Genomic DNA, 14,794 nt, shown 5'->3' with positions numbered 1-14,794 from the left:
ATGAGCGGAATTTGTCGCACCCTCCGCAGCCCGCCTCTCCGCTCACATCCACCCAACCCGGTCCGCCCTACCCTGCCAGGCTGCGCGAGCCCCTCTCGCAACAAAAAAGCGCACCCGAGGGCGCGCCATTTTATAGGCGATAGCTAGTTACGGCCCGACTGCGGCAGGCCGCCAACTGTCCGCGAGCCAAGGGTTCAGAACGCCTCGGGCTTTGCCTCGCGCGCCATATGGTCGAGGACCGCGTTGACGAACTTCGGCTCCTTACCTTCGGGGAAGAAGGCGCGGGCGATGTCGACAAATTCGTTGATCACCACCTTTGGCGGGGTGTCGGACTGGGTCAGCTCGGCGCCTGCGGCGCGGAACAGCGCCCGCAGGGTCGGGTCGATCCGCCCGATCGGCCATTTCGCCACCAGCGCGCGGTCGGTCATCTGGTCGATCGGCGCCTGGTAGTTCACCGCATCGCGCACCAGCTTGCGGAAGATCTTGGTGTCACCCTCGACCATCTCGACGCCCTCGTAGATGGCGCCGAAACGGTGGTCTTCGAACTCGACGATGACCTGATCGAAGGTCTGGCTGCTCTGCTCCATCTGGAACAGCGCCTGCAGCGCGTAAAGCCGTGCTGCCGATCTCATCTGGGTCTTGCCGTTGCCTTTGGGGCGACTGTCCTGGGTGCTCATGCGCTGGTGGATCCGTTGTCTGTACCGGCGACCTGATACGCCCCTGCGGGCGCCTTGAAGCCGATGCCTTTGGTCTGATCGCCCCACTTACGCGTGAGCGCGATCAGATGCAAGGCCGCAGCCGCAGCGCCGCCACCTTTGTTCTGGTCGGCGATATCGGCACGCACCTCGGCTTGCTTGCGGTTTTCCACCGTCAGGATGCCGTTGCCGATGCACAACCCCTGCAGCCCCATCAGCTGGATCGCGCGGGAGCTGTCGTTGCAGACGGTCTCGTAATGGGTGGTTTCGCCGCGGATCACGCAGCCCAGGGCCACGTAGCCGTCAAAGTTCGAGGTGCGGTCGGCGATGGCGATCGCGGTGGGGATTTCCAGCGCCCCGGGGACCTCGGCGATCTCATATGTTCCGCCCACCGCCTCGATCTCGGCCGCGGCGCCGGCCACGAGATTGTCGGCGATGTCCTTGTAATAGGGCGAAACAACGACCAGCAGCTTCACCGGCTTGTCGAATTCTGCCCGCGGCAGGATGTAGTGGCTTTCGTGTCCGGCCATATCAAGCCTCCTTCAGGATAGAGCGGCTGCCGGTGATCGACAGCCCATAGGCGTCAAGACCCACATATTTGGTCGAGGGCGAGTCGGTCAGCAGGATCAGGTCGCGCAGGCCAAGGCTCGACAGGATCTGGGCACCAATGCCGGTCTGCTTGATGGTGACCGTCCGCGGCCCTTCATCCTCGGCGGCATAAAGCGCGTTGCGCGGCTGGCGGAACAGCGTGACGACGCCACGGCCCTCCTCGGCGATGATCTCCATCGCGCGCGGCAGCTGACGGGCAGACTTCGGCCCCAGCCCCAGCAGATCGGTTGCCTCGTGCAACGCGTGGGTGCGCACCAGCACCGGCTCCGGCGTGGTGATGTCGCCCTTGATCATCACCACGTGTTCGATGCCGTGGGTCTGATCGGTGAACAGCCGCATTTCCCATTCGCCGCCGAATTCCGAGGTCACGGTCTCGCGCGAGGTTTCCACCACCAGGTTGTCGTTGCGCGCGCGGTAGGCGATCAGATCGGCGATGGTGCCGATCTTCAGCCCGTGCCTGGCGGCATAGTCCACCAGGTCGGGCAACCGAGCCATGGTGCCGTCTTCCTTCATGATCTCGCAGATCACCGACGACGGGTACAGCCCCGCCAGCCGCGACACGTCGCAGCCGGCCTCGGTATGGCCTGCGCGCACCAGCACGCCACCACGGCGGGCGCGCAGCGGGAACACATGGCCCGGCGTCGCAATGTCGGCGGCGGTCTTGGCCGGGTCGATGGCGGTGGCCACGGTCAGCGCCCGGTCAGCGGCCGAGATACCGGTGGAGACACCCTCGCGGGCCTCGATCGACACGGTGAAGGCGGTCTCATGACGCGAGGAGTTGTGCATCGCCATCATCGGCAGGCCCAGTTCCTCGACCCGTTCGGCCGGCAGGGTCAGGCAGATCAGGCCACGACCATGGGTGGCCATGAAATTGATCGCCGCCGCATCCGCGAACTGCGCCGGGATGACCAGGTCCCCCTCGTTCTCGCGGTCCTCGTGGTCGACCAGGATGAACATACGCCCCTGACGGGCGTCTTCGATGATGTCTTCAATCGGGCTGATGGCGTCGCGCAACTGCGCCTCAACCGGGCCCGGTGTTTCAAAGCTCATATGGCAGCCTTTCGATGCGCATGGGCAGCACGCCTGGCACTGCGGGTTCTGTTTCAGCCAGATAGCCCAGAGGCGCGACAAATGCCAGTCCCGCAAGCGGCACCACGGGGTCCGGACGCGCCCTGTGCGCAGGTGCACAGACGTTGGCAAATGGGGATTTGGCCCCGACGGGGCGCTATGGCTGGTGTGCCGCGGGTGCGCGCGACGCGCCAGCGGCGCGCCCGGCCCAACGCCTCGGGCGGCATGCCCATGCAGCCCGAGGGGGCGGGAGCGCCCCCATGCAGATCAGCCCGCGCGGCCTCGCGTGCCGAGGCTCGCGCCTTGCTCAGCCTGCCTCGTTCAGCCGCGCGACATAGCGCGCCAGGGTGTCGATCTCGAGGTTGACCCGGTCGCCCACCGCCATGTCACCCCAGTTGGTGACCTCCTTGGTGTGCGGGATGAAGTTGATGCCGAAATCGCAGCCTTCGACGTCATTCACCGTCAGCGAGGTGCCGTTCAATGCCACCGAGCCCTTGGGCGCGATGAAGCGCGCCAGATCCTGTGGCGCACGCAGGGTGACGCGGGTGCTGTCGCCCTCGTCGCGGATGGCAATGATTTCTGCCACCCCGTCGACGTGGCCCGACACGATATGGCCGCCCAGCTCATCGCCGACTTTCAGCGCGCGTTCCAGGTTCACCCGTTTGCCCGGCTTCCAGTCGCCAAGGTTGGTCTTGGAGACGGTTTCGGCCGAGATCTGCACGTCATACCAGTCGTCCCCCAGCTCCACCACGGTCAGGCACACGCCGTCCGACGCGATGGAGGCACCGATGTCGATGGTCGCGGTGTCGTAGGCAGAGCGGATCCGGGCCCGCAGGTCGCCCTGCTGCTCCAGTTCGACGATGGTGCCAACGTCGGTGATGATGCCTGTGAACATGGGTCCGCTCCTGCCGGTGATAGATCTGTCACTGGCAGAGGTAGCCAAGCCACGCGCCCTTCACAAGCCCCGGCTTGCCTTTGCCCGACGTCCAGTCATAGTTTCGCCCCAGTCAATTGTTAACCACAGCTTGAGACCGCCACAGTATTCTGCCGACCGAGATGCCGGACCAACCCATGACCCCGAGACGCTTCCTGTTTCTGCAAGGCCCGCACGGGCCATTTTTTGCAGCCCTTGGCCGCATGCTGAAATCGGCTGACTGCGAGGTGGTCCGGGTCGGGTTCAACGCCGGGGATCAAGCGTTCTGGCGCGACAAGGCCAGCTACGTGCCCTTCACCGGACAGCCGCAGGAGTGGCCTGAGTTCCTGTGCACCCTGCTGGACCAGCGCCGCATCACGGACATCGTGCTTTACGGCGACACCCGCCCCATCCACGCTGCCGCCGTGGTGGCCGCGCGGGCGCGCGGCCTCACCGTGCATGTCTTCGAGGAAGGCTATCTGCGGCCCTTCTGGGTGACCTATGAGCGCGGCGGCGCCAATGGCCACTCCCGCCTGATGGAGCTGGATGTGGCGCAGATGCAGGAGGCGCTGGCCCGGTGTGATCTGGAGACCCCGCTGCCTCCGGCGCATTGGGGTGACATGCGACAGCATATCTTCTACGGGGCGCTCTATCATGGCTTCGTGATGTTCCTGAATCAGGGCTATCGCAATTTCCGCCCCCATCGCGCCCTGACCGTCACCAAGGAATTCCGCCTCTACCTGAAACGGCTCTTGCTGATGCCGGTCCAGGCCCTGGAACGGAGGCTGGCAGAGTGGCGCATCCGAAACGGTGGCTTTCCCTATCATCTGGCGCTGCTGCAACTGGAGCATGACAGCGCCTTTCAGATGCATTCGCCTTTTGCCAGCATGGGCGAATTCCTCGCCGAGGTGATCCGTGGATTTGCCGAGGGCGCACCGCGCCATCACCATCTTGTCATCAAGGCCCACCCGCTCGAGGACGACCGCGCCCAGGTCCGTCGCACTCTGCGCCGTCTGGCCCGCGAGCATGGGATCGCCGACCGCGTCCACTATGTGCGCGGCGGCAAACTGGCACAGCTGTTGAACGAAGCGCGCAGCGCCGTCACCGTCAACTCCACCGCGGGCCAGCAGGTCTTGTGGCGCGGCATCCCGCTGCGGATCTTCGGACGCGCCGTCTATGGCAAACCGGAGTTCGTCTCGGAACAGCCGCTGGCCGAATTCTTCGGCAAGGCAAGCCGTCCGGACGCCCGCGCCTACAAGGATTACCGCCGCTTCCTGCTGGAAACCTCGCAGGTTCCCGGCGGATTTTATTCGCGCAAGGGGCGGCGCCAGTTGCTGCGCCAGGTCACCGATATGATGCTGGCCGACGAGGATCCCTATGACGCGCTGCGCCTCGGCACAGCGGCTCCGCGGCAACAGTTGCGCGTGGTGACCTGAACCGCGGCCAACCCAAGGCTGGATTTTTCCCAGTGACGCGGTTAACTTGCCCCTAAAACTTGAGGCAAACATCAATTGGTCGAGGAGACCGAGCAGTGAAATCCGTACCCCTTCGCTGGGCGCGTCCCGTGGCGTTGCTGGCTGCCGTGGCCTTGGCCGCGTCCTGCGGCTTGCCCAAAGTCGGCCCCAACAAACGCCAGATCTTCGCGGGCTCTGTCCAACGCGAAGGCGATGCCTTCATCGTTTCGGTCAATGACCGTGTCGCCCGCGCCACCGCGGTGGCCCCGGCGCTGGGCTTCCCGCAATCCCTGATCACCGCAGGTCGGCTGACCTCCGACACCATCCGCCCGGGCGACGTGCTGGGGCTGACGGTATGGGAAAACGTCGATGACGGGTTGCTGGCCGCCGAGGCAACGAACTCCACACTGCTGGAGGAAGTTCAGGTCGACAGCGCCGGCTATATCTTCGTGCCTTACGCAGGTCGCCTGCGGGCGGCGGGCAACACCCCCGAGCAGCTGCGCGCAACCATCACCAAGAAGCTGGAAGACCAGACACCGGATCCGCAAGTGCAGGTGCGTCGACTGGCCGGCGACGGGGCAACCGTCAGCCTGACGGGGGCCGTCGGAGGCCAGGGCGTCTACCCGATCGAGCGCCCGACCCGGACCCTGTCGGCGATGCTGGCTAATGCCGGCGGCGTGACGATCCAGCCCGAAATCGCCCAGGTCACCGTGATCCGTGGCAAGGAAAAGGGCAAGATCTGGTTCCAGGACCTGTTCGACCACCCCGAGCTGGACATCGCCCTGCGCGGCGGCGACCGCATCCTTGTCGAAGAAGACACCCGATCCTTCACCGCGCTTGGCGCAACCTCCGCCCAGGCACGGGTTCCGTTCGAGAGCAAGGACCTGTCGGCACTGGAAGCCATCGCCCAGGTCGGTGGGCTGATCTCGACCGCGTCGGACCCCACCGGCGTCTTCGTGCTGCGCAACGAGCCGGCCGAGATTGCCAACCAGGTGCTGGGACGTGACGATCTGATCGGCGCGCAACGCATGGTCTACGTGCTGAACCTGACCCAGCCCAACGGCCTGTTCATCGCCCGCGACTTCGTGATCCGCGATGATGACACCCTCTATGTCACCGAAGCGCCCTACACCCAGTGGACCAAGACGATTTCGCTGCTGGTGTCGCCGGTGGCGTCGGTCTCCAGTACCGCGGCCGTATTTGAATGACCTTGACCGCAGGTCAACAGGAAGCCGGGAGCGCTGCATCCCGGCTTTTTGTTTACAACGGCGGTTTTCTGACCCAGCGGCGTCTGCGGCGCATCCTGCAGCTGGCGGGCTACGGCATCAGGCTCGGCCGGCCGGGTGCCGAGGATCTGGTTGGCGTCTGGGGAGCCTCCCCCACTTCTGGGCGCGGCCTGGCAGTGGCGGCCCGGCGAGGTTGCGGCGTGCTGCGAATCGAGGATGCGTTCCTGCGCTCGCTGCACCCGGGCCGGGCGGGCGAGCCGCCCGCCGGTTTGCTGCTTGACCGCAGCGGTGTGCATTTCGACGCCAGCCGACCCTCCGATCTGGAGCGGCTGCTGAACACCCACCCACTGGACGATACCCACCTGCTGCAAAGGGCCCGCGATGCCATCGCCCGGCTGCAGGAGACGCATCTGAGCAAGTACAACGCCTTTGACCCAGCCACAGCGGTGCCTGACCCCGGTTATGTGCTGGTCGTGGACCAGGCCCGGGACGATGCCTCCGTGCGGGCGTCGGGCGCGGATCGGGCGCGGTTTCTGGAAATGCTGGCCTTTGCCCAGGAGGAGCACCCCGGCGCACGGGTGCTTGTCAAAACCCATCCGGAAACCCTGCACGGCTTCCGATCTGGCTACTATGAGGCGGCGGATGCGCAGGGCCGCGTGGAACTCTATGCAGGCTCCCCCTCTCCCTGGGCGCTGCTGGAAGGGGCTGTTGGCGTTTACACGGTGTCCTCGCAACTTGGCTTCGAGGCCATACTTGCCGGTCACCGGCCACGGGTCTTTGGCCAGCCTTTCTATGCGGGCTGGGGGCTGACCATCGACGACCGGCCACCGGCACGGCGCAGCAGACGGCTCACACGCGCGCAGCTGTGTGCCGCCGCCATGATCCTCTACCCGACATGGTATGACCCCTTTAGCGATCAGCTGTGCCCACTGGAAACCGTGCTCGACAACCTTGACGCACAGGCCCGCGCGTGGCGGCAGGACCGGCACGGCTGGGTCGCCGCCAAGATGCGACTGTGGAAGCGCAAACCGTTGCAACGCTTCTTCGGTGCGGAAAAGCGGGTGCGGTTTTCCGATGCCCCCGACGCGGCGGAGCGAACGGGGCGCAGGCGCATGATCTGGGCTGGCAAGGCGACACCCGCGGATGCCCAATCCGATCGCATAGAAGACGGCTTCCTGCGCTCGCGCGGCCTTGGAGCCGAGCTGGTGCCACCGCTGTCGCTGGTCACGGACAGCCTGGGGATCTACTACGATCCGCGCCAGCCATCGGACCTCGATCAGCTGGTTGCCCGGCGCGCCCGCCTGAGCGCGGCGCAGGAGCGACGGGCCGAGCGGCTGATCGCCGACCTGATCGATGGCCAGCTCACGAAATACAATCTCGGCGGGCATTGCCCACCCCTGCCCCAGGGGCACCGCATCCTGGTGCCGGGGCAAGTGGAGGATGACGCCTCGATCCTCTGTGGCGCAACAGAGGTGCGTAGCAACCTCGCCCTGCTGCAGGCCACCCGGGCCGCCAACCCGGAGGCCGTCATCATCTACAAACCGCATCCGGACGTGGAAGCCGGCCTGCGCCGCGGCGCGATCGACGCGGAGGGCCTCGCGGATGTGGTGGCAACCCATGCCGACCCTGCCGCGCTGCTGGACACGGTTCAGGAGGTCTGGACGATGACCTCGCTGCTGGGGTTCGAGGCGCTGCTGCGCGGGGTGCAGGTCACCACGCTGGGGATGCCGTTCTACGCTGGCTGGGGGCTGACCCGCGACCACGCGGCAGCGCCGCCCTGGCGCAATGTGCAGGTCTCGCTGACCGGGTTGGTCCATGCGGCGCTGATTGACTATCCGCGTTACTTCGACCCGGTAACAGGGCAGGCCTGCCCGGTCGAAGTTGCGGTGCGACGCCTGCGAGACGGCAAGCTGCCCCACCCCGGACATGGCAACCGACTGCTGGCCAAGCTGCAGGGACTGTTCGCCACGCATGCGCACCTCTGGCGCTGAGGCAGAATTTTCGCAAGCCCGCGCGCCTGCGCCGACTAACGCCTTTCTGACGTCAGCTGGGGCAAAAGTCCCGCGCGCTGCCGTCAGCGCAGGGCGCGGGTCCAGCGATGCAGAATGTCGGTGCCGACCGGACGGGTCTCGACCAGGTCGAAACGCGGCGCCTCCTCAAGCCGGCCAATTCCCAGCGCACCGATCGACGGCAACCCTTCGGCACCGATTCCCAGCCCGGCGGTGAAGCCGATCAGCTCATCCACCAGGTCAAAGGCAAGGAGGGAGGCCGCCAGCGCGCTGCCGCCCTCGCAGAACACGCGGGTCAGCCCGGCCTGCCCCAACTGCTGCAACACGTCCGAGGCATCCAGCTGCACCCCATGCGAGGCACAGGGGATCAACCGGGCGCCCAACCCCTCCCAGGCCTGAATACGCTCGGGGTCGGCGCCATGGCCGTGACAAAGCCAGACAGGCACATCCCGCGCCGTGCGCGCCAGCTGCCCCATCAACGGCAGGTCGAGATGGCGGGAAATCACCACCCGCACCGGCTGCTGTTCAACCCCGAGGTCGCGCACCGTCAGCGACGGGTCATCCGCCCGCGCGGTACCGCCGCCCACCATCACGGCATCATGGCGGGCGCGCATCGCGTGCACCACGCGACGTGCCTCGGGTCCGGTGATCCATTTGCTCTGGCCCGAGCCGGTGGCGATGCGCCCGTCGAAACTGCTCGCCAGCTTCAGCGTCACCAGCGGACGCCCCTGTTCGGTTTTCAGGAAGAAGCCGGCATGATCGCGCGCCGCCTGGCCGCCCAGAACACCGGTGGTGACCTCGATCCCGGCTTCGCGCAGCATCTGGAAACCCTGGCCGGATACGCGAGGATCACTGTCCTCAATGGCGGCGACGACCCGCGCCAGCCCGGCGTCGATCAGCGCCTGCGCACAGGGCGGGGTCTTGCCCTGATGGGAACAGGGTTCAAGCGTGACATAGGCGGTGGCTCCCCGCGCGGCCTCGCCTGCCTGCGCAAGCGCCTCGGTCTCGGCATGCGGGCGACCGCCGGGATTTGTCCAGCCCCGGCCGACCACCCGGCCCTCCTTGACGATCACGCAACCCACCGCCGGATTCGGCCAGCAGTTGCCCTGGCCACGTCGCCCCAGGGACAGGGCCAAGGCCATGAAACGATGATCGCTGTCCATTATTCTTCCGGTGCGACTGGCGGGCGCAGCTCGTGGACGAAGTCCTCGAAATCATCTGCTGCCTGGAAATTCTTGTAGACGCTGGCAAACCGCACATAGGCGACGGTGTCGATGCGGGCCAGGGCCTCCATCACGATTTCGCCGATCCGCTTGGACGGGATATCGGTCTCGCCCATGCTCTCCAGCCGCCGCACGATACCAGAGATCATCTGGTCGATGCGATCGGGTTCGATGGGACGTTTCTGCATCGAGATGCGGATCGAGCGCTCCAGCTTGTCGCGGTCGAAATCCTCGCGCTTGCCGTTGGTCTTGATCACCACGAGGTCGCGCAGCTGCACCCGCTCATAGGTGGTGAAACGCCCTCCACAGGCCGGGCAAAACCGCCGCCGCCGGATCGATACGTGATCCTCGGCCGGGCGTGAATCCTTGACCTGAGTGTCGATGTTTCCGCAAAATGGGCAGCGCATCTGCCTGCTCCCTCAATCCTGTCAGCCTGTAATTTGTGCCGGGCCTCGCCCGGTTATCCACAACTATAGGCCACCCTCCAGACTTTGGGTAGAGTTGATTTCTGGCCGCAAGATAAAGAGGTTCGCCAGCGCTCAGGCCAAATGCGCGGCCACCCGACGATGGTGCGCGGCACTGCGGTGCTCAAACAGGTAGACCCCCTGCCAGGTGCCCAGGAGCAGGTCTCCGGCGCTGACCGGGATCGACAGGCTGACCGGCATCATCGCTGCCTTGATATGCGCAGGCATATCGTCCGGGCCCTCATAGGTGTGCCGCAGATAGGCCATGGACGGATGATCCGACGGCGGCACCAGTCGGCTGAAGAAGGCCTGCAGATCGGTCTGCACGTCGGGATCGGCGTTTTCCTGCACCAGCAGCGAGCAGGAGGTGTGGCTCACGAACAGGGTCAGGAGACCGCTCTCCATTCCGGTTGAGTGCAGCCAGCTGCGCAGCTCGTCCGTGAATTCATAAAGGCCCGGCCCGCGGGTGCGGATGACAAATTCATGCTGCGCCATGCGAGCCGCCATCCTTCACCGAAACGGGTGCGGGAAAATCATGTCCCGGCAATTGCCATAGGCATGTGTCACGCTCCGGCTGTACCCCGGTCGCAGAATGTCGGTGATCACGTTGGACTGCTGGGTCTGATCCGCAACCGGATCCGGCGCCAGGGTGAACTGGACCGCGGAACGCGCACCGCCCGAGGCCGGGGCACCGATGCCGCGCACGACCCGGATGCGTGTATCCCACGGCACCCGCAGGCCACGGCGGGCATAATCGCCGACCGCACACCAATACTCATCCTTCTGCCGAACCGCTCGGCCCTTGATCTCGACAATGCCATTTGGCAGCGACACGGCTGTCAGGCCGTTGATGGCCACGAAGGTGGTCGGCGCTTGCACCGGCGCCTGCGGGCCTGGCTGCGGTTGCAGGGACGGCTCGGGCACGGTGCAGGCGAGCAGCGTGGCAAACGCCATGGAAGCAGCGGCCAGGGTTCGGAATTTGCGGATCAGTGTCATGTTGCGCTCCAGACAAAGGGGCGCAGGTTTTCGCAGCGCCGCTCGGCGCTCTGCACCGTCAGGTAGTCGCCCGGCCGGAACCGGTTGACCCGCATCAGCCAGGGCTGCGGCTCCGCCCCGGCGACAGGCACAAGGGAAAACACCACCGTCGACTTGCGATCCACTGCCTCACCGCGCCCGAGGCCGCGCGCGACATAGACCCGGTCGCCCCAGTCCGCGCCACCGGCCCGGCGGGCGTATTCCCCTGCCGCGCACCAATAAGCATCCCGAACGGCACCGATTTCCGGCACCACTTCAAACCGCGCATCCTCCAGTCGGTGAACCTGCGCGCCATGCATGGTGTGCAAGACATTCCCCTGCGGCTGGGTGCAGGCCGCGGCGAGCGGCACAACGGCGAAGCAAACGCTTTTGATGATTTTGCTGATCTTGCCCATTCCGTCCTCCGTACCCGAGCCTGCACGGCAAGGCCGCGCCTGTCCAATATCGGCGCAGCGCGGCTTACACGGCAAGTGACATCTCGTATATCTGTGCTGGCGCAGGCAGGTACAAGCCCCGGGCAACGGCGACAGCCGCAATTCAGCGCGTCAAGTGCCGATACGGCGCTGTCTTTCCTTGGGAAAGGCTATGATTTCGGCGCTGTGCTGGTTGGGGCTCAACACTTCCTCCAGCACGGCGAGGGCCGCCGGGTTCGGCGCGTCACCGGTTTCCGGATGGAACTTCTCCCGAGCCTGACGCCGCAGAAACGCACGCGTTTCCGTTACGCTCATCTGCTTCAGCTGGTCTTGCTGGCTGGCCATCGCTTCGACCATGAAATGATTGGCCGTGACCAGATCATTCAACTCGCGGAGCCGGTCCGTCAGCGCCGTCAAGGCGGCTGTCATGTCAGTGTGAGCAGACATCTTCCCCCCAGAATGGACAACGGGCAATGCCACTCACCTACGCGACCCACACGTCCCGAGGCAACGAAAGTGTTAGCAAATGGTTAACGCCGCAGATCCAGTTCTGGCAGGGTCAGATAGCCGTGATAACGGACCAGCAGGCCGATGCGCGGCAAGCTGGCTGATATATCGAAGCCCAGATTGCCTTGGGGCGTCTCATATTCCATTGCCGTGCTTTGCGGACACAAAGACGGCGGCAAGGCAAATCCGAACAGCCGCGCGCGTTCAATGGTGATGATCAGGGCACCGTCGCGTGCGGTTGCAGACAGCTCCAGTTCCACCGGGCCAAACCGCTCCACCACGCGGCCGCTACGGGCATCGTATCGCAGAAACGAGCTGGTCTTGTGCCGGGCAAAACTGCGCCGCCAGACATGCCCCTTCCCCTCGCGCGCCACCTCCAGCCGGAACCGGCTGCGTGACATGGGGGGCGGGAACCCCGCCAGCGCGGCGAGCAACCTGCCCCAGCGACGACCGCCCTCCACCGTGACCTCCCCCTGGCTCAACGCGGGCGGCTCGGCGTGGAAGCGCCGCAGGACCGGGGGAACGTCCAGCTTGTTGGCTTCGATCAATTGGGCAAAGGCATCGCGCATGCTCACAGCCCCCCAGCCGCAAAGCGGGCACGGATCTGCGGGCTGGGGAGCGGACAGCTGTCCTGCCGACCGAACAGCCGGTAGCGGTTGCGGGCGATGGTGAAATACAACGCATCCTTCAGTCGCCGTGGCAAAAAGCGACACAGCGATAGCACCGGCCAGGGCCTGGGCAGCGCCCGCATCGCCGCGGCAAAGGCATCAAGGCGCTGATGGGGCTGGCCGTCGACGATCACAAGGTTGGTCTCGAAATCGTCCGCAGGCAGGCCAAGATCGCGGTAAAGCTGCTGACCCAGCGGCGATTGCGCGGTGGCGAAGCTGAACCGCCCGGCCCGGTCATGGCGCAGCATGAAGCGGAAGAAGCCGGAACACAGCACGCAGGAGCCATCGAAGACGATGAGGTCTTGACCCGAAAACTGTGGGGTGTTCGTCATGCCAAATTCGTCCATCCGTTCAACGTCGTCGGCTTGCAGGAGACCATGCCTGCAATTCAACGGAGTGACCAGCCACTTATGAACGGCCGTCGCGCAAACGAAAAAGGCGCCCCGCGGGGCGCCTTTCGAAATTACTGATCCAGGAAGCTGCGCAGCTTGCGGCTGCGGCTGGGGTGCTTGAGCTTCCTCAGCGCCTTGGCCTCGATCTGGCGGATCCGTTCGCGGGTCACGCTGAACTGCTGGCCGACTTCCTCGAGCGTGTGGTCGGTGTTCATGCCGATGCCGAAACGCATCCGCAGAACCCGCTCCTCGCGCGGGGTGAGCGACGCCAGAACCCGGGTGGTGGTTTCCTTGAGGTTTTCCTGAATGGCGCTGTCGAGCGGCAGCACGGCATTCTTGTCCTCGATGAAATCGCCGAGCTGCGAATCTTCCTCGTCCCCGATCGGGGTCTCGAGCGAGATCGGTTCCTTGGCGATCTTCATCACCTTGCGGACCTTCTCGAGCGGCATCTGCAGCTTCTCGGCCAGTTCTTCCGGGGTCGGCTCGCGACCGATCTCGTGCAGCATCTGGCGGCCGGTGCGGACCAGCTTGTTGATGGTCTCGATCATGTGGACCGGGATCCGGATGGTGCGCGCCTGATCCGCGATCGAGCGGGTGATCGCCTGGCGGATCCACCAGGTCGCGTAGGTCGAGAACTTATAACCGCGGCGGTACTCAAATTTATCCACCGCCTTCATCAGGCCGATGTTGCCTTCCTGGATCAGGTCGAGGAACTGCAGCCCGCGGTTGGTGTATTTCTTGGCGATCGAGATCACCAGCCGCAGGTTGGCCTCGACCATTTCCTTCTTGGCCTGGCGGGCTTCCTTCTCGCCCTTCTGGACCTGCTGCACGATGCGGCGGAATTCCGAGATGTCGAGACCAACATACTGGCCCACCTGCGCCATGTCGGCGCGCAGCTCTTCGACCTTGTCGGTGGAGCGTTCGATGAACATCTGCCAGCCGCGGCCCGGCTTTTCGGCCATTTCCGACAGCCAGTTCGGGTCCAGTTCGCGGCCGCGGTAGGCCTCGATGAATTCCTTGCGGTTGATGCGGGCCTGGTCGGCCAGCTTCACCATCGCGCTGTCGATCTGCATGATGCGGCGGTTGATGCCGTAAAGCTGGTCGATCAGCGCCTCGATGCGGTTGTTGTGCAGGTGCAGCCCGTTCACCAGCTCGACGATCTCCGAGCGCAGCTGCTGATAGCGCGCCTCGTCCTGCGCGCTGAACGAGCCGTCCTCGTTCAGGGTGGCCGAGATCCGGCTGTCCTGCATCTCGCTCAGCTCGGCGAAGTCGGTGGAGATCCGCTCCAGCGTGGTCAGCACCCGATCCTTGAGCGCAGCCTCCATCGCGGCTAGCGACATGTTGGCCTGCTCGTCCTCGTCGTCGTCGTCATCGTCCTTGGAGATCGGGTTGCCATCGGCATCCAGCTCCGGACCCTCGTCCTTGGCGCTCGGCTTGGCGGCCTGGACCGCGGAGGGATCGACAACCGGCTCCTCTTCCCCGTCCTCGTCCAGCTGGTTGCCGAAGGTGGCCTCCAGATCGATGACGTCGCGCAGCAGGATGTCCTCGGACAGAAGTTCGTCATGCCAGATGGTGATCGCCTGGAAGGTCAGCGGGCTTTCGCACAGCCCCGCGATCATCGTGTTGCGTCCCGCCTCGATGCGTTTCGCAATCGCGATCTCGCCTTCGCGGCTCAGCAGTTCGACCGAGCCCATCTCGCGCAGGTACATGCGCACCGGGTCATCGGTGCGGTCCAGCTTCTCGGTCTGCGCACCGGCCAGCGCGACCTCGCGCGGGCCTTCGGTGGTCACAAGGTCGGTGGTGCCCTTGTTTTCCTCTTCCTCGGCCTCTTCGTCCTCGATGATGTTGATGCCCATTTCGCTGAGCATCGACATCACGTCTTCGATCTGTTCCGAGCTGACCTGATCCGGCGGCAGAACCTGATTGAGCTGATCGTAGGTGATGTAGCCTTTCTCGCGGGCCTCCGCGATCATCTTCTTGACCTGAGCCTGGCTCATGTCGAGGGAGATTTCGGCATCCTGATCGTCAGGTTTGCGGTCGTCGGTGTCTTTGGCGGCCATTCAATGCTCCATATCAGGGGCTGCGGGTGATTCGCTGAGCCGAATCATTAGCGCGATC

Annotated in this window: 16 protein-coding genes; 3 read left to right on the top strand and 13 right to left on the bottom strand. The window is 65.1% G+C overall.

Translation table 11 applies throughout. The features are described from left to right. Positions 1 to 194: 194 nt before the first annotated feature. From nusB to ACZ52D_RS12535, 4 genes are all read right to left on the bottom strand, one after another. Positions 195 to 677 (bottom strand): transcription antitermination factor NusB, encoded by a 483-nt coding sequence (gene nusB / locus ACZ52D_RS12550; protein ID WP_222455832.1) that lies wholly within the window; start codon positions 675 to 677, stop codon positions 195 to 197. Then, positions 674 to 1,225, bottom strand: a complete 552-nt coding sequence (locus ACZ52D_RS12545) for a 6,7-dimethyl-8-ribityllumazine synthase (RefSeq protein ID WP_464441530.1) — start codon at positions 1,223 to 1,225, stop codon at positions 674 to 676. The genes nusB and ACZ52D_RS12545 overlap by 4 nt, the downstream gene beginning before the upstream one ends. A gap of 1 nt (position 1,226) precedes the next feature. Further along, positions 1,227 to 2,354: a 3,4-dihydroxy-2-butanone-4-phosphate synthase gene (gene ribB / locus ACZ52D_RS12540; protein WP_464441529.1), complete on the bottom strand. Its 1,128-nt coding sequence runs from the start codon at positions 2,352 to 2,354 to the stop codon at positions 1,227 to 1,229. 325 nt (positions 2,355 to 2,679) lie between these two features. Next, positions 2,680 to 3,267 carry a riboflavin synthase gene (locus ACZ52D_RS12535; RefSeq protein ID WP_464441528.1) on the bottom strand — a complete coding sequence of 196 codons (588 nt, stop codon included), beginning with the start codon at positions 3,265 to 3,267 and terminating at the stop codon, positions 2,680 to 2,682. 176 nt (positions 3,268 to 3,443) lie between these two features. Here ACZ52D_RS12535 and ACZ52D_RS12530 point away from each other — a divergent pair, with 176 nt between their 5' ends. The 3 genes from ACZ52D_RS12530 to ACZ52D_RS12520 all read left to right on the top strand — a co-directional run bounded on the left by ACZ52D_RS12530 (position 3,444) and on the right by ACZ52D_RS12520 (position 7,956). After that, the gene (locus ACZ52D_RS12530; RefSeq protein WP_464441527.1) at positions 3,444 to 4,721 is read left to right on the top strand and encodes a capsule biosynthesis protein; all 1,278 of its coding nucleotides are present in this window, start codon (positions 3,444 to 3,446) and stop codon (positions 4,719 to 4,721) included. A 95-nt stretch (positions 4,722 to 4,816) separates the two neighbouring features. After that, complete coding sequence (locus ACZ52D_RS12525; protein WP_222455827.1) at positions 4,817 to 5,947, top strand: polysaccharide biosynthesis/export family protein; 1,131 nt, start codon at positions 4,817 to 4,819, stop codon at positions 5,945 to 5,947. Then, a complete protein-coding gene (locus ACZ52D_RS12520; protein ID WP_464441526.1) occupies positions 5,944 to 7,956 on the top strand; it encodes a capsular polysaccharide biosynthesis protein in 2,013 nt (670 codons plus the stop codon). Before ACZ52D_RS12525 ends, ACZ52D_RS12520 begins: the two co-directional genes overlap by 4 nt. A gap of 83 nt (positions 7,957 to 8,039) precedes the next feature. On the opposite strand, the gene ribD is transcribed toward ACZ52D_RS12520, so the two are convergent. From ribD to rpoD, 9 genes are all read right to left on the bottom strand, one after another. Continuing rightward, positions 8,040 to 9,137: a bifunctional diaminohydroxyphosphoribosylaminopyrimidine deaminase/5-amino-6-(5-phosphoribosylamino)uracil reductase RibD gene (gene ribD / locus ACZ52D_RS12515; RefSeq protein ID WP_464441525.1), complete on the bottom strand. Its 1,098-nt coding sequence runs from the start codon at positions 9,135 to 9,137 to the stop codon at positions 8,040 to 8,042. Then, positions 9,137 to 9,604 (bottom strand): transcriptional regulator NrdR, encoded by a 468-nt coding sequence (nrdR, locus tag ACZ52D_RS12510; RefSeq protein WP_222455824.1) that lies wholly within the window; start codon positions 9,602 to 9,604, stop codon positions 9,137 to 9,139. Before nrdR ends, ribD begins: the two co-directional genes overlap by 1 nt. Before the next feature lie 132 nt (positions 9,605 to 9,736). Beyond that, positions 9,737 to 10,156, bottom strand: coding sequence for a secondary thiamine-phosphate synthase enzyme YjbQ (locus ACZ52D_RS12505; protein ID WP_464441524.1), 420 nt, complete (start codon positions 10,154 to 10,156; stop codon positions 9,737 to 9,739). Positions 10,157 to 10,171: 15 nt separating this feature from the next. After that, entirely contained in the window at positions 10,172 to 10,657 is a 486-nt protein-coding gene (locus ACZ52D_RS12500; protein ID WP_464441523.1) for a hypothetical protein, read from the bottom strand. Next, positions 10,654 to 11,091: a hypothetical protein gene (locus ACZ52D_RS12495; protein WP_222455821.1), complete on the bottom strand. Its 438-nt coding sequence runs from the start codon at positions 11,089 to 11,091 to the stop codon at positions 10,654 to 10,656. Before ACZ52D_RS12495 ends, ACZ52D_RS12500 begins: the two co-directional genes overlap by 4 nt. 150 nt (positions 11,092 to 11,241) lie before the next feature. After that, positions 11,242 to 11,556, bottom strand: a complete 315-nt coding sequence (locus ACZ52D_RS12490) for a hypothetical protein (RefSeq protein ID WP_464441522.1) — start codon at positions 11,554 to 11,556, stop codon at positions 11,242 to 11,244. Between the two features lie 83 nt (positions 11,557 to 11,639). Further along, positions 11,640 to 12,185, bottom strand: a complete 546-nt coding sequence (locus ACZ52D_RS12485; protein WP_464441521.1) for a DUF4166 domain-containing protein — start codon at positions 12,183 to 12,185, stop codon at positions 11,640 to 11,642. A gap of 2 nt (positions 12,186 to 12,187) precedes the next feature. Continuing rightward, positions 12,188 to 12,616, bottom strand: a complete 429-nt coding sequence (locus tag ACZ52D_RS12480; RefSeq protein WP_464441520.1) for a thiol-disulfide oxidoreductase DCC family protein — start codon at positions 12,614 to 12,616, stop codon at positions 12,188 to 12,190. A 131-nt stretch (positions 12,617 to 12,747) separates the two neighbouring features. Next, on the bottom strand, positions 12,748 to 14,736 hold the full coding sequence (gene rpoD, locus ACZ52D_RS12475) for an RNA polymerase sigma factor RpoD (protein WP_369923991.1): 1,989 nt from the start codon (positions 14,734 to 14,736) through the stop codon (positions 12,748 to 12,750). Between the last annotated feature and the right edge of the window lie 58 nt (positions 14,737 to 14,794).

The organism is Leisingera sp. S2M4 (assembly GCF_055398055.1).
The sequence above is the reverse complement of the archived record's forward strand: the minus strand, read 5'-3'. Positions and strand labels throughout refer to the sequence as shown.

What these genes read in the sequence shown, in the direction of transcription:
- nusB (WP_222455832.1), bottom strand. Translation starts at nt 677, where the DNA reads ATGAGCACCCAGGACAGTCGCCCCAAAGGCAACGGCAAGACCCAGATG.
- ACZ52D_RS12545 (WP_464441530.1), bottom strand. Translation starts at nt 1,225, where the DNA reads ATGGCCGGACACGAAAGCCACTACATCCTGCCGCGGGCAGAATTCGAC.
- ribB (WP_464441529.1), bottom strand. Translation starts at nt 2,354, where the DNA reads ATGAGCTTTGAAACACCGGGCCCGGTTGAGGCGCAGTTGCGCGACGCC.
- ACZ52D_RS12535 (WP_464441528.1), bottom strand. Translation starts at nt 3,267, where the DNA reads ATGTTCACAGGCATCATCACCGACGTTGGCACCATCGTCGAACTGGAG.
- ACZ52D_RS12530 (WP_464441527.1), top strand. Translation starts at nt 3,444, where the DNA reads ATGACCCCGAGACGCTTCCTGTTTCTGCAAGGCCCGCACGGGCCATTT.
- ACZ52D_RS12520 (WP_464441526.1), top strand. Translation starts at nt 5,944, where the DNA reads ATGACCTTGACCGCAGGTCAACAGGAAGCCGGGAGCGCTGCATCCCGG.
- ribD (WP_464441525.1), bottom strand. Translation starts at nt 9,137, where the DNA reads ATGGACAGCGATCATCGTTTCATGGCCTTGGCCCTGTCCCTGGGGCGA.
- nrdR (WP_222455824.1), bottom strand. Translation starts at nt 9,604, where the DNA reads ATGCGCTGCCCATTTTGCGGAAACATCGACACTCAGGTCAAGGATTCA.
- ACZ52D_RS12505 (WP_464441524.1), bottom strand. Translation starts at nt 10,156, where the DNA reads ATGGCGCAGCATGAATTTGTCATCCGCACCCGCGGGCCGGGCCTTTAT.
- ACZ52D_RS12500 (WP_464441523.1), bottom strand. Translation starts at nt 10,657, where the DNA reads ATGACACTGATCCGCAAATTCCGAACCCTGGCCGCTGCTTCCATGGCG.
- ACZ52D_RS12495 (WP_222455821.1), bottom strand. Translation starts at nt 11,091, where the DNA reads ATGGGCAAGATCAGCAAAATCATCAAAAGCGTTTGCTTCGCCGTTGTG.
- ACZ52D_RS12490 (WP_464441522.1), bottom strand. Translation starts at nt 11,556, where the DNA reads ATGTCTGCTCACACTGACATGACAGCCGCCTTGACGGCGCTGACGGAC.
- ACZ52D_RS12485 (WP_464441521.1), bottom strand. Translation starts at nt 12,185, where the DNA reads ATGCGCGATGCCTTTGCCCAATTGATCGAAGCCAACAAGCTGGACGTT.
- ACZ52D_RS12480 (WP_464441520.1), bottom strand. Translation starts at nt 12,616, where the DNA reads ATGACGAACACCCCACAGTTTTCGGGTCAAGACCTCATCGTCTTCGAT.
- rpoD (WP_369923991.1), bottom strand. Translation starts at nt 14,736, where the DNA reads ATGGCCGCCAAAGACACCGACGACCGCAAACCTGACGATCAGGATGCC.